Source organism: Massilia violaceinigra (assembly GCF_002752675.1).
Classification (GTDB): Bacteria; Pseudomonadota; Gammaproteobacteria; order Burkholderiales; family Burkholderiaceae_D; genus Telluria_A; species Telluria_A violaceinigra.
The window spans coordinates 1,716,093-1,738,160 of the sequence record NZ_CP024608.1; the positions used below are offsets into that span (position 1 = coordinate 1,716,093).

21 protein-coding genes are annotated in these 22,068 nt (G+C 64.2%); 13 read left to right on the forward strand and 8 right to left on the reverse strand.

What is annotated here, in order from left to right:
* Positions 1-70 precede the first annotated feature (70 nt).
* Positions 71-1,084 carry a LacI family DNA-binding transcriptional regulator gene (locus CR152_RS07725; RefSeq protein ID WP_099882085.1) on the reverse strand — a complete coding sequence of 338 codons (1,014 nt, stop codon included), beginning with the start codon at positions 1,082-1,084 and terminating at the stop codon, positions 71-73.
* 10 nt (positions 1,085-1,094) lie between these two features.
* Entirely contained in the window at positions 1,095-2,642 is a 1,548-nt protein-coding gene (locus CR152_RS07730) for a tryptophan halogenase family protein (RefSeq protein WP_099874390.1), read from the reverse strand.
* A 184-nt stretch (positions 2,643-2,826) separates the two neighbouring features.
* Here CR152_RS07730 and CR152_RS07735 point away from each other — a divergent pair, with 184 nt between their 5' ends.
* The 6 genes from CR152_RS07735 (at position 2,827) to CR152_RS07760 (ending at position 11,295) form a co-directional block, all read left to right on the forward strand.
* Positions 2,827-5,244, forward strand: coding sequence for a TonB-dependent receptor (locus CR152_RS07735; protein ID WP_099874391.1), 2,418 nt, complete (start codon positions 2,827-2,829; stop codon positions 5,242-5,244).
* A gap of 104 nt (positions 5,245-5,348) precedes the next feature.
* A complete protein-coding gene (locus CR152_RS07740) occupies positions 5,349-6,671 on the forward strand; it encodes a GH1 family beta-glucosidase (RefSeq protein WP_099874392.1) in 1,323 nt (440 codons plus the stop codon).
* Between the two features lie 26 nt (positions 6,672-6,697).
* The gene (locus tag CR152_RS07745; protein ID WP_099874393.1) at positions 6,698-7,768 is read left to right on the forward strand and encodes a glucokinase; all 1,071 of its coding nucleotides are present in this window, start codon (positions 6,698-6,700) and stop codon (positions 7,766-7,768) included.
* Positions 7,755-9,089, forward strand: coding sequence for an MFS transporter (locus CR152_RS07750; RefSeq protein ID WP_099874394.1), 1,335 nt, complete (start codon positions 7,755-7,757; stop codon positions 9,087-9,089). The genes CR152_RS07745 and CR152_RS07750 overlap by 14 nt, the downstream gene beginning before the upstream one ends.
* The gene (locus CR152_RS07755) at positions 9,086-10,810 is read left to right on the forward strand and encodes a glycoside hydrolase family 9 protein (protein ID WP_099874395.1); all 1,725 of its coding nucleotides are present in this window, start codon (positions 9,086-9,088) and stop codon (positions 10,808-10,810) included. The genes CR152_RS07750 and CR152_RS07755 overlap by 4 nt, the downstream gene beginning before the upstream one ends.
* Positions 10,807-11,295, forward strand: coding sequence for a heme-degrading domain-containing protein (locus tag CR152_RS07760; RefSeq protein WP_229413309.1), 489 nt, complete (start codon positions 10,807-10,809; stop codon positions 11,293-11,295). The genes CR152_RS07755 and CR152_RS07760 overlap by 4 nt, the downstream gene beginning before the upstream one ends.
* A 121-nt stretch (positions 11,296-11,416) precedes the next feature.
* On the opposite strand, the gene CR152_RS07765 is transcribed toward CR152_RS07760, so the two are convergent.
* The 5 genes from CR152_RS07765 to CR152_RS07785 all read right to left on the reverse strand — a co-directional run bounded on the left by CR152_RS07765 (position 11,417) and on the right by CR152_RS07785 (position 15,584).
* Entirely contained in the window at positions 11,417-12,475 is a 1,059-nt protein-coding gene (locus CR152_RS07765; RefSeq protein ID WP_099874396.1) for an oxidoreductase, read from the reverse strand.
* A gap of 2 nt (positions 12,476-12,477) precedes the next feature.
* Entirely contained in the window at positions 12,478-13,962 is a 1,485-nt protein-coding gene (locus tag CR152_RS07770; RefSeq protein ID WP_099874397.1) for a S8 family serine peptidase, read from the reverse strand.
* Between the two features lie 9 nt (positions 13,963-13,971).
* The gene (locus tag CR152_RS07775) at positions 13,972-14,271 is read right to left on the reverse strand and encodes a hypothetical protein (protein ID WP_099874398.1); all 300 of its coding nucleotides are present in this window, start codon (positions 14,269-14,271) and stop codon (positions 13,972-13,974) included.
* 87 nt (positions 14,272-14,358) lie between these two features.
* The gene (trmL, locus tag CR152_RS07780; RefSeq protein WP_099874399.1) at positions 14,359-14,829 is read right to left on the reverse strand and encodes a tRNA (uridine(34)/cytosine(34)/5-carboxymethylaminomethyluridine(34)-2'-O)-methyltransferase TrmL; all 471 of its coding nucleotides are present in this window, start codon (positions 14,827-14,829) and stop codon (positions 14,359-14,361) included.
* 20 nt (positions 14,830-14,849) lie between these two features.
* On the reverse strand, positions 14,850-15,584 hold the full coding sequence (locus tag CR152_RS07785) for a ComF family protein (RefSeq protein ID WP_099874400.1): 735 nt from the start codon (positions 15,582-15,584) through the stop codon (positions 14,850-14,852).
* A 94-nt stretch (positions 15,585-15,678) separates the two neighbouring features.
* Between CR152_RS07785 and CR152_RS07790 the strand changes: the two genes are divergently transcribed.
* The 7 genes from CR152_RS07790 to CR152_RS07815 all read left to right on the forward strand — a co-directional run bounded on the left by CR152_RS07790 (position 15,679) and on the right by CR152_RS07815 (position 21,698).
* Entirely contained in the window at positions 15,679-16,599 is a 921-nt protein-coding gene (locus tag CR152_RS07790; protein ID WP_099874401.1) for a methyltransferase domain-containing protein, read from the forward strand.
* 415 nt (positions 16,600-17,014) lie between these two features.
* Positions 17,015-18,199 (forward strand): cytochrome c oxidase subunit II, encoded by a 1,185-nt coding sequence (gene coxB / locus CR152_RS07795; protein WP_099874402.1) that lies wholly within the window; start codon positions 17,015-17,017, stop codon positions 18,197-18,199.
* A gap of 13 nt (positions 18,200-18,212) precedes the next feature.
* Complete coding sequence (gene ctaD / locus CR152_RS07800) at positions 18,213-19,808, forward strand: cytochrome c oxidase subunit I (RefSeq protein WP_099874403.1); 1,596 nt, start codon at positions 18,213-18,215, stop codon at positions 19,806-19,808.
* Positions 19,809-19,877: 69 nt separating this feature from the next.
* A complete protein-coding gene (locus CR152_RS34045) occupies positions 19,878-19,982 on the forward strand; it encodes a cytochrome oxidase small assembly protein (protein ID WP_229413311.1) in 105 nt (34 codons plus the stop codon).
* Between the two features lie 6 nt (positions 19,983-19,988).
* The gene (locus CR152_RS07805; RefSeq protein WP_267876230.1) at positions 19,989-20,543 is read left to right on the forward strand and encodes a cytochrome c oxidase assembly protein; all 555 of its coding nucleotides are present in this window, start codon (positions 19,989-19,991) and stop codon (positions 20,541-20,543) included.
* An 8-nt stretch (positions 20,544-20,551) separates the two neighbouring features.
* Positions 20,552-20,764 (forward strand): DUF2970 domain-containing protein, encoded by a 213-nt coding sequence (locus CR152_RS07810; RefSeq protein ID WP_099874405.1) that lies wholly within the window; start codon positions 20,552-20,554, stop codon positions 20,762-20,764.
* Between the two features lie 73 nt (positions 20,765-20,837).
* Complete coding sequence (locus CR152_RS07815) at positions 20,838-21,698, forward strand: cytochrome c oxidase subunit 3 (protein WP_099882089.1); 861 nt, start codon at positions 20,838-20,840, stop codon at positions 21,696-21,698.
* Positions 21,699-21,834: 136 nt separating this feature from the next.
* On the opposite strand, the gene CR152_RS07820 is transcribed toward CR152_RS07815, so the two are convergent.
* Entirely contained in the window at positions 21,835-22,035 is a 201-nt protein-coding gene (locus CR152_RS07820) for a twin transmembrane helix small protein (protein WP_099874406.1), read from the reverse strand.
* Positions 22,036-22,068 lie beyond the last annotated feature (33 nt).

Genomic DNA, 22,068 nt, shown 5'->3' on the forward strand with positions numbered 1-22,068 from the left:
TGTTCACGACGCTCGATTCGGCGTTCGAAGACATCGCCGGCGCCGGCGCGTGTCTGCGGCGCAGTATCGCCTAAGTCAGCCGCCTGACCGACTCCCGCACCACCAAGCTCAGTGCCGGCAGCGGCACCTTCACCTGGTGATGCCCGATCATCCCCAGCATCATGGTCCCGATGCACGAACCAACGTCGTACAGCGGCTGGCGCACCGTGGTCAGGGGCGGGGTGGTGTACATCGAACTATGCAGGTCGTCGAAGCCGATGATCGACACGTCTTCCGGCACGCGGATGCTGCGCCGGTACAGCGCCAGGCGCGCGCCATAGGCTGAGAGATCGTTGGCCGCGAAAATGGCGGAAAAGCGCGCCCCGGACGTGAGCAGCTGGTTCACCGCCTGCAGCCCGCCGGACTCCTGGAAGTCGCCCGCCACGATCAACCCTGGATCGGGCTCGATGCGGTGTCGCGCCAGGGTGTCGCGATAGCCGGCCAGGCGCGCGTGCGCATCTTCCTGGTCGTCGGAGCCGCGAATGAACGCGATGCGCCGGTGGCCCTGCTCGATCAGCAGTTCCATCGCCTCGCAGGCGGCGCCGTAATTGTCGAGGACAAAACCGAATACGCGCTCGCCTTCGAGCTTGCGCCCGAACGCCACGATCGGCACGCGCTGCGAAAAATCGAGGATCTGCGTGTCGCTCATGTTCCCGGTCAGGATCACCACGCCGTCCACGCGCCGTCCGATCAGCAGTTCGACCCGCTCGGCTTCCTCGGTCGCGTGCCAGTGGCCGCTCATGATCAGGAGCGCATAGCCGGCCGCCTTGACCGCATCCTCGATGCCGACCATGGCGTCATTGAAGTAGCCGCTCACCAGCGACTGCGTCAGCACGCCGATGGTGCGCGTGCTGCCCATTTTCAGGCCCTGCGCCACCAGGTTCGGCTTGTAGTTCAGGCGTTCGATCGCTTCTTCAATGCTGCGCCGCTTGGCATCCGACACCCTGGCGGTGCCGTTCATGAAGCGCGACGCGGTGGCTGGCGAAACGCCGGCGGCGTGCGCCACCTGGTGCAGGGTCACGGGACTGTTGTCGTTATTGATCATCGCTTGTTTCTCATCGTCGTTGGCACAAGTGCTCGACCAGCGCGCGGTGCGGCGGCAGGTCGGCCAGCGCATGCCCGGCCAGTTTGGCGATCATGGCAAATTCGGCGGCCGCCTCGTCGCGCCGCTCCGGCTGGCAGGCGCTCGGATGCAGCCCGGTGGCGAACTCCATCCCGTACAGCACGTACTGCCAGCTCGACGTCGGGTACATCTCGACGTCGGCCACGAAGTCGAGCCGGTGCGGGGGCCGGCAGCGCCACATGGCCAGCTTGTCGCGCAGCGAAGCGGGAATCGAACGCGGGTCGGTGTTGTCGGTCCAGAAGGCCGAATCGGTGCGCTGCGAGAGACAGTAGTGCAGCTTGATGAAGTCCACCACGCGCTCGTAGCGCTCGCGCATCAGGCGGTTGAACTGGGCCGCCACCGGCGCCGTGTCGCCGTTGAACGGGAACAGGTGGCCGATCAGGTAGGCCGCCGTTTCGATCAGGCCGATGCCGGACGATTCGAGCGGCTCCAGAAACCCGCCCGACAGGCCGACCGCTACGCAGTTTTTCACCCACTGCACGTCGCGGTAGCCGATGTTGAGTTTCAGCTGGCGCGGCGTGAGCCCGTCAGCGGCCGGGCCGATGTACTGGCGCAGCACCTCTTCGGCGCGTTCATCGGTCGTGTGCCGGCTCGAATACACGTAGCCGATCCCGCGCCGCTGCTGCAGGCCGATGTCCCAGGTCCATCCGGCTTCGTGCGCGGTGGAGACGGTGTACGAGGGGATCGGCGTATCAGGCGAAGGGTAGGGCACCTGCATGGCCAGCGCGCGGTCGACGAACAGCACGTCGTCCATCTTGCGAAACGGTGAGCCGAGCGCGTCGCCGATCAGCGCGGCCCTGAAACCGGTGCAGTCCACGAACAGGTCCGCGCCCAGCGCGCCGTGTTCGCGCGTGTGCACGCAGGCGATCGCACCGCCGGCATCGAGTTCGACCCGTTCCACGGTGGCCTGCACGTGGCGCACGCCGAGGAATCGCCCATGCTCGGCCAGCAGGGCCGCGAAGCGCCCGGCGTCGAAGTGGTAGGCGTAGTTCATCGGCCCCGTATAGTCGGCGTCGGCCAGGCGTTTGGGCCCGTGCGCGGCATCGGCCACGCGCTTTTGCATGGTCGCCGCTTCGGCGAACGGGATGCCGGCGCCGGCAGTGCCCTGCAGCCAGTGCGGCAGCAATTCGGGTCCGCCCTGGCGCTGGCTCGGCTGGCTGAAGGGATGGAAGTAGTGGTCGGCGCCGGGCGCGCCGGCCGGGCGCACCCAGTGGTTGAAGCGCACGCCCTGCTTGAAGGTGGCCTGGCATTCGCGCACGAAGCGCGCTTCGTCGATGCCGATCGCCGCCAGGGTCGCGCGGATCGAGGGGAAGGTGCCTTCGCCCACGCCGATGATGCCGATCTCGGGCGACTCGACCAGGGTGATGCTCACGCCAGCCGCACCCGCTCCGGCCGTGCCGAGGGTGCGCGCCAGGTAGCAGGCGGTGAGCCATCCAGCGGTGCCGCCGCCGACGATCAACACGTTATGAAACGCTTTCATGAATTGCCCCTTTTTGTGGCCATGTGTGGCGAATATGACAAATCCGGTCGCACCAGAATATTTCGTTTGACTTTGGAATGCACCGAAATGTACCATGAAATCGTTTTCACGTAATCTGAAAACGTTTTCTCGCCCAGCCAAAGTGTTGAACAACAAAAATCGGTCAATTCCGAATGGAGACTGCATGAAATCTACCGCCACCCAGGCGTTTCGCCGCGTTCGCGCCCCAATTCAACTTGCCATCCTGACTTTGCTCGCAGGTATCAGTGCGGCGCATGCCCAGGATGTGGCGCAAGCTCCGGCGGCGCCTGCGGTCAGCAAAAGCAGCGCCAGCGCCGACTCGAACGTGATTCCCGAAGTCGTCGTCACCGCCACCAAGCGTTCGACGCCGCTGCAAAAAACCCCGATCGCGATCACCGCGATCAACGCCGCCGCGCTGCAGGACAACCACGTACAAACCATCCAGGACGTCGTCAACCTGGTGCCGGGTTTCCAGGCCACCGGCCAGGGCGACCATGGCGTCATCACCATGACCCTGCGCGGCATCGGCAACGACAGCGCCAAGACCGAATACGCCGATCCGGAAGTGGCTAGCTTCATCGACGGCATCTATTCGCCGCGTCCGGAAGGCGCCACCTCGCTGCTGTTCGACCTGGAAGCGATCGAAGTGCTGCGCGGCCCGCAAGGCACGCTGTGGGGCCGCAACTCCACCGTCGGCGCGGTCAACATGCAAACCACCAAACCGGTCATCGGCGAGCGCTCCGGCAGCATCGAAGCGGGCATGGGCAACTACAAGCGCCTCGGTTCGCGCGGTGCCTTCAACATTCCGCTCGGCGAAACGGCGGCCCTGCGCATCGCCGCGGTGCACGAACAGCACGACGGCTACATCGGTTACCAGAAGCTGCCGGCCATTCCACTTGCGGACCAGCGCGCGGCCTTCAAGGCCGGCGGCGGCAAGGATGCCGATTTCCGTCCGATCAATCCGAACCTGTTCGTCGCCAACGGCCCGCAATACGGCGCCCAGGACCAGACCGCGGTGCGCCTGTCCCTGCTGTGGAACATCACGCCATCGGTGAAGTGGAACGTCGCGTACGAAAAATACGCCGACCGCGGCACCCCGAGCATGAACCTGCTGCAAACCCCGCGCGCCGGCACCGACCTCTGGTCCACCCTGTCCGACGTGGCGCCAACGCTCAAGCGCGATTCCGACGCGATCCGCTCGCGCCTCGAGTACACCATCAACGATTCGCTGGCGCTGCACTACATCGCCGGTGTGTCGCGCTTCAGCGGCTCGTCCACCTTCGACCAGGACGGCGGCGCGGCGATACCGACCAGTTTCGCCACCGGCGCGACCTACCAGGCCAACAATACCGTGGCCTCGCACTACAAGAACCACAGCCACGAACTGGAACTGCAATCGCTCGGCAAGAAAGAGATCGACTGGCAGCTCGGCCTGTACTACGCGGCTGAAAAGAACGACATGCGCTTCGATATCCCGATCTTCAACGGCACGCAAGAGGGCACGGTCAACTGGCAGGGTTCCTTCATCCAGCCGAAACAGACGGTCGACTCGACCGCCGCCTTCGGCCAGGCCACCTGGAACATGAGCGACAAGCTGCACCTGACCGCCGGCCTGCGCTACACCAAGGACAAGCGCACCAACCAGGGCGGCAACGGCTACACCTGGGACTACAGCAAGGACGTGGCCCAGGTACCGGTCAGCCCATCGATCGACCCGCGCATTCCCGGCCAGGGCTATGTGCCGAACAATCCATCGAACGACGGCGTCTACCACGGCAGCAAGACCACCGGCCTGGTACGCGTGAACTACGACATCGACCGCAGCAACATGGTCTACGCCAGCGTCTCGACCGGCTACAAGTCGGGCGGCCTGCAGGATGGCGGCCGTCCGTATGGCGCCGAAACCCTGACCAACTATGAACTCGGCAGCAAGAGCACCCTGATGGGCGGCATGGTCAAGGTGAACAACGCCTTGTTCTACTCGGACTTCAAGGACTTCCAGTTCAGCGCCCCGATCACCAATCCGGACGGCACGCGCGGCCTGGCCACCAACAATGCCGACGGCGCCACCGTGTGGGGCCTGGAATCGGAAATCGCGGCCAAGCTCACGCGCGACGACAAGCTGCAGCTGACCATGGCCTACACCCGCGCCAAGCTGGGCAAACTGATCGGCGGCACCAACGATTACCTGCTGCCGAAGTGCGATATCCCCGGCATCAGCAACTGCCTGGACGTGAGCGGCAACACCATGCCGCACGCGCCGAAGTTCTCGATGCAGCTGCAGTACCAGCACACGTTCGAGCTGGCCGGCGGCGCCACGGTGATCCCGCGCATCTCGACCCACTACGAAACCGCATCCTGGCTGAGCGTCTTCAACCTGGGCGAGGGCGACCGCCAGAAAGCCTACACCCGCACCGACCTTGGCCTGCGCTACACGGCCAACAAGTGGTGGGTCGATGCCTACGTGCGTAACGTGGCCGACAAAAACATCAAGACCAGCGCCGCCAATGCCTTCGGTCCGTGGGTGGCGCAGTATCTGCCGCCGCGCACCATCGGCTTCAACACCGGCGTCGACTTCTAAGTCTGCCGCCTTGTCCGCTTCCCCCGGGGGAGCGGACCACGGCGCGGCGTGCCCGGACGGGCGCCGCGCGTCCCGTCATCGCCCCACCGATATCGAGCTCTACAATGAACCAATCCAATCACTACCCTGCCGACTTTACGTGGGGAGTCGCGACCAGCGCTTTCCAGATCGAGGGCGGCGCCAACGCTGATGGCAAGGGGCCATCGATCTGGGACACCTTCTGCCTGAACCCGAACAACATCAAGGACCAGAGCGACGGCACCGTCGCCTGCGACCATTACAACCGCTATCGCGAAGACGTGGGCCTGATCTCGTCGCTGGGCGTGGATGCCTACCGCTTCTCGATGGCCTGGGCGCGCGTCCAGCCGAGCGGCAAGGGCGCCTGGAACGAAGCCGGTTTCGGTTTCTACGACCGCCTGCTCGACGAACTGGCGGCGAAAGACGTCAAGGCGCACCTGACCCTGTACCACTGGGACCTGCCGCAAGGCTTGCAGGACGACGGCGGCTGGCTCAATCGCGACACCGCGCACCGCTTCGCCGACTACGCACACGAAGTGGCGCGCCGCTTCGGCAACCGCATCGATGCCATCGCCACCCATAACGAACCATGGTGCAGCGCCAACCTCGGTTACGGCAATGCGCAGTTCGCGCCCGGCGTGGCGGACGCCAGGCAGGCGATCCAGGTGTCGCACCATCTGCTGCTCTCGCACGGACTGGCGATGACGTCGATGCGCGCGGCCGCCGCTTCGGCCCAGCTGGGCATTGTGCTGAACCAGTGGACGGCCGATCCGGCCACCGATTCAGAGCTTGATCGCACCATGGCCGAACTCGAATACGCACGTTCGGTGCAGTGGTTCATGGACCCGATCTTCAAGGGCCGCTATCCGGAACTGGCGCTGCGCGCGCATGGCGCCAACGCGCCGGTGGTGCACGACGGCGACATGGCCGCCATCGCCCAGCCGATCGACTTCCTCGGCGTGAATTACTACTTCCGCTCTTTCTGCAGCGCCGAAACGCCGCCGCGCACGCCGCCCGGCAAGCTCGGTTTCACCGACATGGGCTGGGAGATCTACCCGCAGGGGCTGACCGAACTGCTGGTCAAGCTCAATGCCGAATACATGCTGCCGCCGATTTACATCACCGAGAACGGCATGGCCAATCCGGACGCGGTCACCGACGGCAAGGTGAGCGACCCGGCGCGCATCGCCTACGTGCGGATGCACCTGGACGCGCTCAAGGCGGCCATGGAGCAGGGCGTCGACGTGCGCGGCTACTTCCTCTGGAGTTTGCTCGACAACTTCGAATGGAACTCCGGCTACGCCAAGCGCTTCGGCATCGTCCATGTCGATTACGCGACGCAGGAGCGCACCCTCAAGGATAGCGCCATCTGGTACCGCGATTTCCTGTCCGCCCAGCGCCAGCGCTGATCGACCGTTCTTCCATTGGAGGCAACATGGTTCATGATTCCTATGCCGATGGTGCGCGCCTGCTGGCCGACATCGGCGGCACCAACGCGCGCTTCGCGCTCGAATACGGCGCCGGGCGGGTGGGCGACGTGCACACCCTGGCCTGCGCCGACTACGCGCAGTTCGACGATGCGGTGCGCGCCTATTTAAACAGGCTGCCGGCGCGGCGCGTGCGCCACGCGGTCATCGCGATCGCCAATCCGGTCGACGGCGACGCCGTCAAGATGACCAATCACCACTGGGCCTTTTCGATCGCCGCCTCGCGCCAGGCGCTCTGTCTCGATACCCTGCTGGTGGTGAACGACTTCGCCGCGCTGGCGATGGCGCTGCCGGCCCTGGTGCCGTCGGACCTGGAGCAGATCGGCGCCGGCAAGGCAGTCGCCACCGGCGTGATCGGCCTGGTGGGCGCCGGCACGGGCCTGGGCGTGGCCGGCCTGGTGCCGGTCGACGGGCGCTGGGTGGCGGTGCAGAGCGAAGGCGGCCACGTCGCCTTTTCGCCGTTCGACGAACGCGAAGTGGCGGTCCTGCAGCATTGCTGGCAGCGTTACGAGCACGTCTCGGCCGAGCGCATCGTATCCGGACCGGGCATCGTGCTCGTTCGCGAAGCGCTGGCAGCGAGGGCCGGCCTGCAGGTTGACGCCAGCCTCTCCACGGCCGATATCGTCGAGCGCGGCCTGGCCGGCGGCGACCCCCTGTGCCGTGAAACGCTGGACTGCTTTTCGGGTATGCTGGGCACCGTCGCAGCCAACCTGGCGGTTACCCTGTGCGCGCGCGGCGGCCTGTATATCGGCGGCGGCGTGGTGCCGCGACTGGGTGCGTATTTCGCCCAGTCGCCGTTTCGGGCGCGCTTCGAGAACAAGGGACGTTTCAGCGCCTTTATCGCGCAGATTCCGACGCTGGTGATCACCGCCCAATATCCGGCCATGCTGGGCGCGGCGGCGATCCTGTCGGAGCACCTGGCCGACCTGGCGCTAAGCGGCCCCGCGCCGCGCGCCGTGTTGCCGGCGACCCTGCCGCTGCCCCCTCTTGAAATGGAAAACGACCATGCACGCTTCTAAACCGTCCGTCTCGCCCCTGCTGTGGGTGCCGACCGGTTACTTCATGATGGCGCTCGGCTACGTGATGCTGACCACCGTCACCGCCATCATGTTCAAGAATCTCGGCATGGACAACGGCAAGGCGGCCCAGTATTCGAGCCTCCTGATCCTGGCGTACACGGTCAAGCCGCTGTTCGCGCCCTTCGTTGAAATGTACCGCACCAAGAAGTTCTTCGTGCTGTGCGCGCAGGTGCTGATCGGCCTCGGTTTCATCGGCATCGCGCTGGTCATGGCGCTGCCGAACTACATGGCGATCCTGATGGCGCTGTTCTGGGCCCTGTCTTTCGTCGGCGCCACCCTCGATATCGCCAGTGATGGCGTCTACGTCACTTCGCTCGATTCGCGCGCGCAGTCGCTGTACTGCGGCATCCAGAGCCTGAGCTGGAATGTCGGCCCGATCGTCGCCGCCGGCGGCATGGTGTACCTGAGCGGCTGGCTGCACGTGAACGTGTTCCACCACGACGCCGCCGTGTTCGGCCCGGACTGGATCGAATCGTGGCGCATCATTTTCTTCCTGGTCGCCGGCCTGACCCTGGTGCTGGCGCTGTGGCATGCGCGCTTCATGCCGGACGGCGCGCGCGCCGAGAACACGCCATCGAGCGTCAAGGCGGCCGGGCATATCCTGATGGATTCCTTCGTCACCCTGTTCCAGAAGCCCGGCATCTGGCGCATGATCGCCTTTGCCTTCCTGTTCCGCCTCAGTATCGGCTTCCTGGAAAAGATCGGCCCTTTCTTCATGGTCGATCCGGTCGCCAAGGGCGGGCTGGGGCTGAACAACGAAATGCTGGGCCTCATCTACGGCACCTACGGCCTGGCGGCGGTGCTGCTCGGGTCCCTGCTCGGTGGCCTGTACGTGGCCAAGCGCGGTCTCAGGGAAACCCTGTTCGTGCTGTGCTGCGCGGTGAACATCCCGAACGTGACGTTCCTGATCATGGCCGTTTACCTGCCAACGAGCCTGTCGCTGATCACGGCCGGCGTGATGATCGAGAAATTCTTCTTCGGCTTCGGGGCGGTCGGCTTCATGATCTACCTGATGCAGCAGCTCGCGCCGGGCAAGTACACCACCACCCACTACGCCTTCGGCACCGGCATCATGGGCCTGTGCGGCATGGTCACGGGCGCCATCAGCGGCCACCTGCAGGAGTGGATGGGCTACATCACCTACTTCATCTTCGTGATGGTCGCCACCATTCCATCGTTCATCGCCACCTGGTTCGCGCCGTTCTATATTGACGAAGCGGCCGGCGAAGATCCGAAGGCCACGCAGGCGGTACCGGCATGAGGCGCGCGCCTGCCTGCCTGTTATCGATTCTGCTGGCGGCCGGCGCACATGCCCATGCCGCTACTGGCAACATCCGCGTCAACCAGCTCGGTTTCCTGCCGCAGGCGCACAAGGTGGCCGTGCTGCCGGCCGGTGCGGCCGGCGAGGTCGAGGTGATCGACGCCGCCAGCGGCGCCGTCGCCTGGCGCGGCCGCGCCGGGCCGGCCGCCGTTTGGCGCGAGTCGGGCGAAACGGTCATGCTGGCCGATTTTTCGGCCCTGACGCGTCCCGGCGACTACCGCATCCGCGCCGCCGGCGCCGCGACCTCCGAGCCGTTCGCGGTGCGCGCCGGCGTGTACGCTGAGCTGAACCGCGCCGCGCTCAAGGCGTATTATTTCAACCGCTCCGGCATGGCGCTCGACGCCGCCCACGCCGGCGCGTATGCACGGGCGGCCGGGCATGCCGACACGCGCGTGCTGGTGCACGCCTCGGCCGCATCGAAGGCGCGCCCGGAAGGCACCGTCATCGCCAGCCCCAAGGGCTGGTACGACGCCGGCGACTATAACAAGTACATCGTCAATTCGGGCATCTCGACCTACACGCTGCTGGCCGCGTTCGAGCATTTTCCGGATTATTTCGCGCGCCAGCGCAGCGCCATTCCGGAGAGCGGCAACACGCTGCCCGACATCCTCGACGAGGCGCTGTGGAACCTGGAGTGGATGCTGACCATGCAGGACCCGCATGACGGCGGCGTGTACAACAAGCTGACCAACCTGCGTTTCGACGGCATCGTCATGCCGGCCCAGGCCAGCAGCGAACCGCGTTACGTGGTGCAGAAGGGGACCGCCGCGACGCTCGACTTCGCGGCCACCATGGCGGCCGCCAGCCGCGTCCTCAAACCCTACGAGCAGCAGCGGCCCGGCCTGCCGGCGAAAATGCTGCGCGCGGCCGAAGCTGCGTGGGAATGGGCGCGCGCCAATCCGGCCGTGGCGTTTCGCAATCCGCTGGGCGTGGTCACGGGCGAATACGGCGACGCCACTTTCGAGGACGAATTCGCGTGGGCTGCGGCCGAACTGTATATCAGCAGCGGCAAGGATGGCTACTACGCGGCCATGAAGCCGGCCGGCGTGAGCGCCACTGTGCCCGAATGGGCCGACGTGCGCGGCCTGGCCTGGATCTCGCTCGCGCACCACCGAAAAAGCCTGAGCGCGGTGGCCGACCAATCCCTGATCGCCGCGCGCATCGATGGCCTGGCCGCGGCGCTGGCCGCCAAATGGCGCGCCTCGGCCTATGGCGTGGCGATGCAGGGGAAGGACTTTGTCTGGGGCAGCAATGCGGTGGCGCTGAACCAGTCGATGATGCTGCTGCAGGCGTATCGCCTGAACGGCAAGCGCGATTACCTCGACGCGGCGCAGGCCGGCCTCGATTATGTTTTGGGGCGTAACGCCACCGGGTATTCGTTTGTGACCGGGTTCGGGGCGCGCCAGGTGCGCCATCCGCATCACCGGCCGTCGATGGCCGACCAGGTGGCGGCGCCCGTGCCGGGTTTTCTGGCTGGCGGGCCGCATGCGGGCCAGCAGGACAAGGGTGACTGCAAGGCGCCATATCCGTCGGCGCTGCCGGCGCTGTCGTATATCGATGACGACTGCAGCTACGCCAGCAACGAAGTGGCGATCAACTGGAATGCGCCGCTGGTGTACGTGTCGGCGGCGCTCGATGTGCTGGGCGGGGCGGCGCCGTGAAACGGGAAGATCCGTACCTGCGGCTGGCCATGCTGGCGCGCCAGGAGGAGCTGCTGCAGTTCGAGTTTTTCAACAGCGACGTCGCGCTGGAAATCGGCCTGCGGCTGGTGCGGGCGGCACGCGAGGCGCGCCAGGCGATCACGGTGGACATCACCCGCCATGGGCAGCGCCTGTTCTATCACGCCATGAACGGTACGCCGCCCGATCATGCGCACTGGATCTGGCGCAAGAGTAATCTGGTCAAGCGCACCGGGCACAGTTCCTACCATGTGCACACGCAGGTGACGCTGGGCGGGGGCACCATTGCCGCCATTGCCACGCTCGACCCGCGCGAGTTCGCGGCGCTGGGGGGCGCGTTTCCGCTGACGATACGCGGCAGCGGCGTGGCCGGCACGATTACCGTGGCCGGCCTGCCGGGCGCCGACGACCACGCGCTGATCGTGCGTGTGCTGCGCGATTACCTCAGGATCAGCGAGACCCTGTAACGCAAGATTCGTCGTCCCCGCGCCAAGGCGGCACTCGGCGGGGACCCAAGTATCGTCGCTCAGTCTGTGGCTTCGGAACACACTTGGGTCCCCGCCTTCGCGGGGACGACGGTGCCGCGTACTACTCAAACGTTACACTACGCTGCTGCGCGTGGCTTTGCATGGCCATGCGGATGATCTTGATCACCGCCAGGCCTTCGCGCGCCGTCACCGGCAGGCTTTTGCCATGGGCGATGGCCTCGAACACGCGCTGATAGTATTCCTGATAGCAGCCGGGCAGCGATTGCGCCTTGCCGGTCACCGTCAGCGCCCCTTTCACGAAACTGAGCTGCGCGTGCAGCGACTCCGGCTCCACACCCCAGCCGGGCGCGCCGGGCCGCTCGCCGCGCATCAGCGCCGCTTCCTGCGGGTCCATTCCATGCTTGATGAAACTGCCGGTGTCGCCATGCACCGTGAAGCGCGGACCGGGTTGCAGCACCAGCGACGACCCGTGCAGGATCACGCGGCGCGCGCCGTAGCGCATGGTCAGATGAAAATAGTCGTCGGCGGCGTCGCTGCCGGCGTCGCGCTGCACACCGATGTCGCAGTTGACGCAATCGGGATTGCCGAACAGGACCAGCGCCTGGTCGATCAGGTGCGCGCCCAGGTCGTACAAAATGCCGGAACCGGGCAAATTCTGTTCGCGCCAGCGTCCGCGCACATTGGGGCGGTAGCGGTCGAAATGCGCCTCGTACATGTTGATGGGCCCGAGCAGGCCCGCATCGATGGTCTGGCGCAGGGTCAGGAAATCGCTGTCCCAGCGCCGGTTGTGGAACACGCTCAGGTGCAGCTGCCGCTGTTCGGCCAGCGCAATGAGCTCGGCGCCTTCGTCGAGGGTGATGGTAAACGGTTTTTCCACCACCACGTGCTTGCCGGCCAGCAGCGCCTGCCTGGCCAGCGGCGCATGGCTGGCGTTGGCGGTGGCGACCACCACCAGATCGACTTCGCCCGAGGCCATCAGTTCGGCCGGGTCGGCCACTACCTCGACATCCGGAAAGTCGCGCAGCACGCGCTCGCTCTGGCTGGAGCACACGCGGGTCAGGCGCAGTCCCGGCACCGAGGCAATCAGCGGCGCCTGGAAGGTGGCTCCGGAAAAGCCGTAGCCGATCAGCCCAACCCGTACTTCGCTTGCCGACTCCATCGCTACGCCTGCTGCCAAGCGGCGAAGGCGTCGACCAGGCCGGCCCCGGTGGCGCCATCGATGCCCGGTCCGGCCTTGATGCCCTTGCCTTCCGGATCGCTGGAGGGGCTGGCCGAGCCGTCGCGCACATCGATCGCGGTGCGCACCAGCAGCGCCTTGATCTCGGCGGGCGTGAGCTTGGGGTTTTTCTGCAGCAGCAGGGCGCACACGGCCGCGATTTGCGGGGCCGAGGCCGAGGTGCCGCTGAACACGGCCCAGCCGTCGCCGGCGGTGGTGCCGTCATGCTCGGCGTTGCCGGTATCGATGTCGGCCCCGGGCGGGACCGGCAGCATGATGTAGTCGGCATTGGGCAGCATGCCGACCAGGCCGCACACATCGGGCACGTGGCGGCCTGAATAGATGCCGCTGGTAAAGGCCGACGCGTAATCGGACGCTTTCATGGCGCCGTCTTCGGCCACGAAGGTGCCGCCGACGCTGAGCACTTCCGGCATCGAGGCCGGGAAAGCGTAGTGGCCGTTGCCTGCAGAAAACACCACCACGATGCCGCTGGCAATCGCCGCCTGGATTTCCGCTTCCAGCGGTTTCAGGCCGTTCGGCAATTCCTTCAGTTCGGAGGTGCCATTGTTGTCGCGCAAGTCGTAGCACATGCTCACGGTAATAACGTGCGGCTTGTGCTTGAGCGCTTCCTGGAAGCCTTCGAGGATGCTGGCGCCGCCGTTCGGATCGGCATCGTCGCCCAGCTTGACGCCGATGAAGGTCACTTTCGGTGCCACCGCGAACACATTGGCCGACTCGCCCGTGCCGTGGCTGCCCGGATCGGTGTGGCGGTTGGTGGCCGAGGGCGCCAGCACCACCGAGGAAGTGAAGCCGTTGCGCGTGAAGAAGGGATGCGAATGGTCGAAGCCGGTATCGATCATGGCCACCCGGATGCCTTCGCCGTGGTGGCGTTCCTTGTGGATGTGAGCCGCGTTGAGCTTGGCCGGCACATCCTTGAGCACGTCGAGGTGGTAATAGCCGACCGCCGGCGGACGCGCGCTGGCGCCCGGGTCGGCCAGGTAGATGTGGGGCCACTGGATATAAGCGTCATCGATCAGCGCCGAGAGGGCGGGATCGGGATTCCATGGAGCGCCCTTGGCCGGGTAGAACACGCGGTCGCTCGAATAGCTTTGCTTCGGGCTCAGGTTGAACGGGGTCAGGCGCGTGCCGAACACTTCCTCGAACTGGGCCACGGTACCGCGCACCGATACCGTCATGCGCCCGCGTCCGGAGACGATGAAGCCGCGCTGGCGCAGCGCTTCGATCGCCGTTTCCATTTCGCCCGGGGCGGGCTCGAAGCTGAGAATGCTGCGCGACGACAGGCGCGCCGCCAGCTTGGTCGGACCGGTATTGGCACGGCCCTTGAAGGTGATGGCGATGCGCAGCTGTTCCTGCGGCGGCGCCGGCTCATTGACGGCAGGGCGGGGCGGGCTGGGTTTGAAAGGCTGCATGGATTCCCCCTAGGTAGGTTGGCTCGTCGCCGCATGGCGTGGAGCGATGGTAATCAGGCTGACGGCGTGTTCCAGATCCGCCGGAATCGCGAGTGCCGGTGTGGATGTTACATCGGATGCGAACCCAGCCCTTACATTTGGAATTGGTCCGAATAAATTTTCTGCGTCGGCCAGCGAGGTTTCAGCCGAGATGGTGGCCATGCCGCAGGCGGTCACGTGCATGCCGTGCGCCTCGAGCAAGGCGCACAGGGCGGGGTCGTCGCTGCGATCGCGGGCGGGATCGCGCAGCAGGAGCTGGAGCTTGATCATGACGGAGCGGACAGGGGAACGCTGATGTCATGATAGTAAGGCTTCGCGGAAATTTTTGCCGGACTGATGCAATCGTGCGGCAATTTCTCAGGCGCCGCCGGCGTAGCCGTTCTGGCGCCATGCCTCGAACACCACCACGGCCACCGTGTTCGATAAATTCAGGCTGCGGTTGTCCGGGCGCATCGGCAGGCGGATGCGCTGTGCTGGCGCGAACGATTCGCGCAGTGCGGGCGCCAGGCCGCGCGTTTCGGCGCCGAACACGAAGACGTCGCCCGGCAGGAACTTTGCTTCGGCGAACGGCGACGAGCCGTGCGTGGTCAGCGCGAACATGCGCGCCGGGTCGGGCTGGCAATCGCTCAGGTACGCTTCCCAGTTCTTGTGGACCTTCATGGTGGCGTAATCGTGGTAGTCGAGCCCGGCGCGCTTCATCTTGGCATCGTCCAGCGGGAAACCCAGCGGTTCGATCAGGTGCAGCTGCGCACCCGTGTTGGCGCACAGGCGGATGATATTGCCGGTGTTCGGCGGGATTTCGGGTTCTACCAGTACGACGTGGAACAAGTCATTCTCCTTTTGTAAAGTCAGTGCGGCGGCGTGCGCGCAAACACCAGGTTGCTCACGCGCGCGGCGCCGAAGCGCTTGAGCGTGGCCGCCAGCGCATTCAGTGTATGCCCGCTGGTCATGACGTCGTCGACCACGCCGATGTGGCGCCCGCGCACCTGCGCCAGCATGTCCGGCGCCACCAGAAATGCATGGCGCATATTGTTCTTGCGCTCCAGCGCCGTCGCGCCCGATTGCGCCGGCGTGTCGAACCGGCGCAGCGTCAGCCGCGGCTGCAGGGCGATGCCCAGCAGCGTCGATAGCGGCCGGGCAATTTCGAGCGCCTGGTTGTAGCCGCGCTCGCTCAGCCGCGCCGGCCCCAGCGGCACCGGACACAGAAGCTCGGGCAGCGCGAAGCCGGGCGCGGCCAGCACCGCCGCGTGCAGCGTGCGCGCGCACCAGGGCGCCAGCGCGAGGGCGCCGCCGAACTTGAGCCGCAGGACCAGCTGGTCGAGCGGACTGGCGTAGTCGCTTGCCGCCACGGTAGCGTCGTAGGCCGGCGCATCGGCCAGGCAGGCACCGCAGGCCAGGCCGGCGTCGGCGCCGCCGAGCGGATTGGCGCAGCGGCGGCAGCGCGCCGCGCCGGCGGCCACGAACTGGCGCGCGCAGGGCGCACACACGGCGGCGTCGGCCGCTTCCCCGCACAGGGCGCAGGTGGAGGGCAGCAGCGCGCGCAGCATGCCTGCCATGGTGTCGCGCTGCGGCCACGCGCTCATCGGACTGCCCTTTCAAAATGGGAATGCGGCAAACGGGAATACGGCAAACGGGTACACTGCCGGCATTATCTCATCTCAGCTGATTTTACCCTCCATGGCTACCGATACCCTGAGCGCGCCGATCGACCTGGCGCGCGTGCGTACCCTGTTCTCGCGTCCGCAGCGCGTGGAACGGTCCGATTTCCTGCGGCGCGAGATCGCCGCCCGCATGCATGAGCGCCTGATGCTGGTCAAGGTGGCGCCCAAGCGCGTGCTCGACGCCGGCTGCGGCAGCGGCGCCGACCTGGCGTTGTTGCAAAAAGATTATCCCGCCGCCCACATCGTCGGGCTCGACGCGGCCGCCGCCATGATCGAGGCGGCCAAAACGCCGGCCTCGGCCCTCAAATCGCTGAACCAGATGCTCAGCCGGCTGTTGCCGGGCAAGGCCGGGGTCGATCTGCTGTGCGGCGATTTCGGCAGTTTGCCGTTCGGACCGAACTCGGTCGACCTGGTGTGGTCCAACCTGGCCTTGCACTGGCATCCCCAGCCCGACCGCGTGTTCGCGGAATGGCGCCGGGTGCTGCGCCAAGATGGCTTGCTGATGTTTTCCAATTTTGGCCCGGACACCCTGCGCGAGCTGCGCACGGCGTTCGCCGAGGCCGACGCCGGGACCGGCCCCACCCCGCACGTGCTGCCTTTTGTGGACATGCACGACTTCGGCGACCAGTTGGTGGAGGCCGGGTTTTCCACCCCGGTCATGGACATGGAAGTCATTACGGTCACCTACGATACGGCCGCCGCCCTGCTGGCCGACGCCCGCGCGCTGGGCGGCAATCCGCTCGCCACGCGCCGGCGCGGCCTGTTCGGGCGCGCGGCCTGGCAGCGCATGCTGGCGGCGCTGGAGCGGCAGCGCCGCGCCGACGGCAAGCTGGGCCTGACCTTCGAGGTCATCTACGGCCACGCCTTCCGTCCGGCGCCGCGCGTGACCGCCGCTGGCGAGGCGATCATCCGCTTTGAGCCGCGCAAGGGGCGCTGATGGTTCGTCAAGCGTTTTAGGTGCGGGCTTGCCACTTGTACCAGACATGGTACAAAAGGGCCGTCAAAGCGGGGCAAACAGGCGACGGCTGACCCGTTACGGGAGGATTTTCCCTTGATGAGGGGGGCTATCCTTGAGTATAATCAACGACTAATTTTGTCGACTGTGTTGTTCAAGGCGGGAAATCCCGGTGTTTGTTCAGCGGTGCAGCAGTCGAAAGCGATAGCAAGTCAGCGTTCATCAGTGTGCTTTGTTCACCTATGGCCGATGTCAGGGTTCCAGTCGGGTCCGCCGTGCCGTGAGCGCGCCGGGACGGTATGGGCCCTTTTTGTGCGATGGTTTCGGAGCGCCGGGATCCGATCAGGATGCTTCGGCGTAGAAAAAATATTTTTATTTTTGGGTGGTTGGGGAAAACATGACATATGCAAAGCGACTTCAGGCCTTGATGTTCGGTCTGGCAATTTCGGCCAGCATCCCTGCGCTGGCTGCACCGGTGGAGGGACGTCCGGTGGAATACCAGCTGAACCTGCAAATGCCAGTGACGAAGATTGCGTCGGAAATCAACGACCTGCACACCTGGATGATGATCGTCTGTATGGTGATCTTCGTCGCGGTGTTCGGCGTGATGTTCTATTCGGTCTTCAAGCACCGCCGTTCGCTGGGCCACAAGCCGGCCACCTTCCACGAATCGACCGCTGTCGAGATCGCCTGGACCGTCGTCCCTTTCCTGATCGTGATCGTGATGGCGCTGCCAGCGACCAAGACCGTGGTAGCGATGAAAGATACCTCCAACGCCGACATCACCATCAAAGCCACCGGCATGCAGTGGAAATGGGGCTACGACTACCTGAAGGGCGAGGGCGAAGGCATTTCCTTCCTGTCGAACCTGAAAACCCCGCGTTCGCAAGTCGGTGCGCCAGGTGTTGAGCCGACCGAAGCGCGCGGCGTCAACTACCTGATGGAAGTCGACAATGAAATCTACGTGCCGGTCAACAAGAAGATCCGTATCGTCCTGACCGCCAACGACGTCATCCACGCCTGGATGATCCCGGCCTTCGGCGTCAAGCAGGATGCGATTCCCGGTTTCGTGCGCGATACCTGGTTCAAGGCCGAGCAGATCGGTGTCTACCGCGGCCAGTGCGCCGAGCTGTGCGGTAAAGAACACGCCTTCATGCCGATCGTGGTCAATGTCGTCTCCGACGCCGACTACACCAAGTGGGTCGAAGGCGAGAAGAAGAAAATGGCTGCCCTGGCCGACGATCCATCGAAAGTGTGGACCATCGATGAACTGAAAGTCAAAGGCGAAAAAGTCTACACCACCAATTGCGTGGTCTGCCACCAGGCCAACGGCAAGGGTGTGCCGAACGCGTTCGCCGCGCTCGATGCCTCGCCGGTCGTTCTGGGCGCGAAAGCGGAACAGATCAATGTGCTGCTGCACGGCCAGAAGTCGGGCAAGTACCCGACCGAAATGCCAGGCTGGAAACAATTGTCGGATTCTGATATTGCTGCGGTGATTACTTACACCCGCAACAACTGGTCGAACAAGGCAACGGAAAATATCGTTCAACCAGCCGAAGTCCTGGCTGCACGTAACAAGTAATCGGGAGTAAGTTATGAGCACAAGCACACTAGATCACGCACACGGCCATGATCACGATCATAGCCACGATCACCCGACGGGGATGACCCGCTGGCTGTTCGCCACCAATCACAAGGATATCGGTACCCTGTACCTGTGGTTCTCGCTCATCATGCTGCTTTCCGGCGGCGTGCTGGCGCTGATGATCCGTACCGAACTGTTCAAACCGGGCCTGCAATTCTTCCAGCCCGAGTTCTTTAACCAGCTGACCACGATGCACGGTCTGGTGATGGTGTTCGGCGCGATCATGCCGGCCTTCGTCGGTTTCGCCAACTGGATGATCCCGCTGCAGGTGGGCGCTTCCGACATGGCGTTCGCACGGATGAACAACTTCTCGTTCTGGCTGCTGCCGCCCGCGGCAATCCTGCTGGCGACCTCGTTCCTGGTGCCTGGCGGCGCAACCGCTGCCGGCTGGACCCTGTACGCTCCGCTGTCGACCCAGATGGGCCCCGGCATGGACATGGCGATTTTCGCGATGCACCTGATGGGCGCATCGTCGATCATGGGTTCGATCAACATCATCGTCACCATCCTGAACATGCGCGCTCCGGGCATGACCCTGATGAAAATGCCGATGTTCTGCTGGACCTGGCTGATCACCGCCTACCTGCTGATCGCCGTGATGCCTGTGCTGGCTGGCGCGATCACCATGACCCTGACCGACCGTCACTTCGGCACTTCGTTCTTTAACGCTGCCGGCGGCGGCGACCCGGTCATGTACCAGCACATCTTCTGGTTCTTCGGTCACCCCGAGGTGTACATCATGATTCTGCCTGCGTTCGGTATCGTGTCGCAGATCCTGCCGGCGTTTGCCCGCAAGCCGCTGTTCGGCTATGCCTCGATGGTCTACGCTACCGCGTCGATCGCGATTCTGTCGTTCATCGTCTGGGCTCACCACATGTTCACCACCGGCATGCCAGTGACCAGCCAGCTGTTCTTCATGTATGCAACCATGCTGATCGCAGTGCCGACCGGCGTCAAAGTGTTCAACTGGATCGCCACGATGTGGAAGGGTTCGATGACGTTCGAGACCCCGATGCTGTTCTCGGTCGGCTTCATCTTCGTGTTCACCATGGGTGGTTTCACCGGCCTGATCCTGGCCGTGACCCCGATCGACATCCAGCTGCAAGATACTTACTACGTCGTGGCCCACTTCCACTACGTGCTGGTGGCTGGTTCCCTGTTCGCCCTGTTCGCCGGTTTCTACTACTGGTCGCCGAAGTGGACTGGCCACATGTACAGCGAATTCCGCGGCAAGATGCACTTCTGGCTGTCGCTGATCACGTTTAACATCACTTTCTTCCCGATGCATTTCCTGGGTCTGGCGGGGATGCCGCGCCGCTACGCGGATTACCCGGCGCAGTTCACCGACTTCAACACGATCGCCACCATCGGCGCGTTCGGTTTCGGCCTGTCGCAGGTGTACTTCCTGTTCTGCGTGATCCTGCCGACCATTCGTGGCGGTGCCAAGGCGGCCGACAAGCCATGGGATGGCGCTGAAGGCCTGGAGTGGACCGTGCCGAGCCCGGCACCGTTCCACACCTTCGAAACACCGCCGACGGTGAAGTAACGGTAAAGTCATACAGCGGCGCGGACAGCGAATTGCTGCCCGCGCCACTGAACTTGTAAGTGGAACGCCATGTCTGATCCAAAAAAACCGAACAATGCAAGAACCGGCCTGATCCTGGCCGTGCTGGCGGCATTTTTCTTTGCCATGGTATTTATCAAACGTATTTGGCTGTGAGCTGACGTGGCGACTGAAGAATCCGGAAAGCTCAAGCTCAATCGCACCATGCTCGGCAAGCTGCTGGTCGTGGCGGTGATCATGTTCGGTTTCGGCTACGCCCTGATTCCCGTGTACAAGCACTTGTGCGAAATGCTGGGAATCAACGTACTGACCCAGTCCGATGGCACGGTGAAGTACGACAAGAATACCCAGATCGATACATCGCGCAAGATCACGATCGAGTTCGATGGCAATTCGCAGGGTCCGTGGCGTTTCCGCCCGACCACGAGTTCGATCGAGGTCCATCCGGGCGAGCTGACCACCGTGCTGTACGAGGTGGTCAATACGCAGAACCGGACTGTGCAGGCGCAGGCGATTCCCAGCTTCGCGCCGCAACTGGTGATGCAGCACTTTAAAAAAGTCGAGTGCTTCTGCTTCAAGCAGCAGACCTTGAAGGCGAATGAAGCGAAGCAGATGCCGGTGGTGTTCTACATCGATCCGGCCCTGCCGCGCAACGTGAAGACGATGACCTTGTCGTACACGTTTTTCGAGATTGCCGGTACCCAGGCAGCAAAGTAAGGGCCGCCATGACGGATGTGAAGCAAGGCAACGAGCACAAGGCGTCTTTCGGCGCCACGATGAAAGCGGTGTTCTGGTCTTTCCTGGGCATCCGCAAGCGCAGCGATTACGAAAAAGATTCGGCCAGCCTGAATCCGGTGCATGTGGTTTTCGCCGGATTGATTGGGGTGATGTTGTTCATTGGCGTGCTGGTGGCATTGGTGAAATTTGCCGTGTCGTAAAATCAGCCGCCCGATTAAGTTTTTACAAATTAGCAATAAATTCACCGCATACAGTTTGATTTAGGAGATGAAGATGAGTTCACCACACGCCGCCGCACCGTATTATTTTGTGCCGGGCCCGTCCAAATGGCCGATGGCCGCCGGCTTGTCGCTGCTCGTCACGATGATCGGCGCTTCAGCCTGGGTCAATGACGTATCGTGGGGCCCGGCGGTCAATATCGCCGGCATCCTGGCGACCTTGCTGGTCATGTACTTCTGGTTCGGCGACGCCATCGGCGAATCCGAAGCGGGCCAGTACGGCAAGCGCATCGATCTGTCGTTCCGCTGGTCGATGAGCTGGTTCATCTTCTCCGAAATCATGTTTTTCGGCGCGTTCTTCGGCGCCCTGTTCTACGCGCGCACCATCACCATGCCGTGGCTGGGCGACCTCGATCACAAGATCATCTGGCCTGATTTCGCGGCCCAGTGGGGCGGCGCCAGCCCGGCCGGCACCATCGACAGCTTCACGACCATGGGTCCGTTCCCGATCCCGACCATCAACACCGCGCTGCTGCTGCTGTCGGGCGTAACGCTGACCATTTCGCACCACGCCCTGCGCGCCGGCCACCGTGCCAAGACCGCGTTCTGGCTCGCCGCCACCATCTTGCTCGGCTTCGTCTTCATGGGCTTCCAGGCCTACGAGTACATGCACGCTTACAGCGACCTGAACCTGAAACTGACCTCGGGCATCTACGGTTCGATCTTTTACCTGCTGACCGGTTTCCACGGTTTCCACGTGACGCTCGGCGCGATCATGCTGTCGGTGATCCTGTACCGCGTCATGAAGGGCCACTTCACCGCCGAGAACCACTTCGGCTTCGAAGGCGCCGCCTGGTACTGGCACTTTGTCGACGTCGTCTGGCTCGGCCTGTACATCGTCGTCTACTGGCTGTAAATGGCGGCATGCAGCGGGGGGTGCGCCCTCCGGCAGGTTTAGAACAAGAAAAACCGGGGACAGTCCACCAAGCGGTGGCCTGTCCCCGGTTTTTTGCGGTTGGGAATAACCTTGACGGGCTGAGGGCCGCTCAGCGTCAGCGAATGCCGGTCGGCGCGATCCAGCCCATCTTGTAGCTGCCCAGCAGCACCAGGAACAGGGTAATCGACAGGCCCACGCGCATCGCCAGCGCGTGTACCGTGCGGTTGCTCTTGCCCTTGTCGCGCATCAGGAAGAACAGGGCAGAGCCCAGGCTTCCGATAATCAGGATGAAGGCAATAGCGACGAGGATTTTCATAATGAGCTCGAATTTTTTGAGTAAGGCACCATT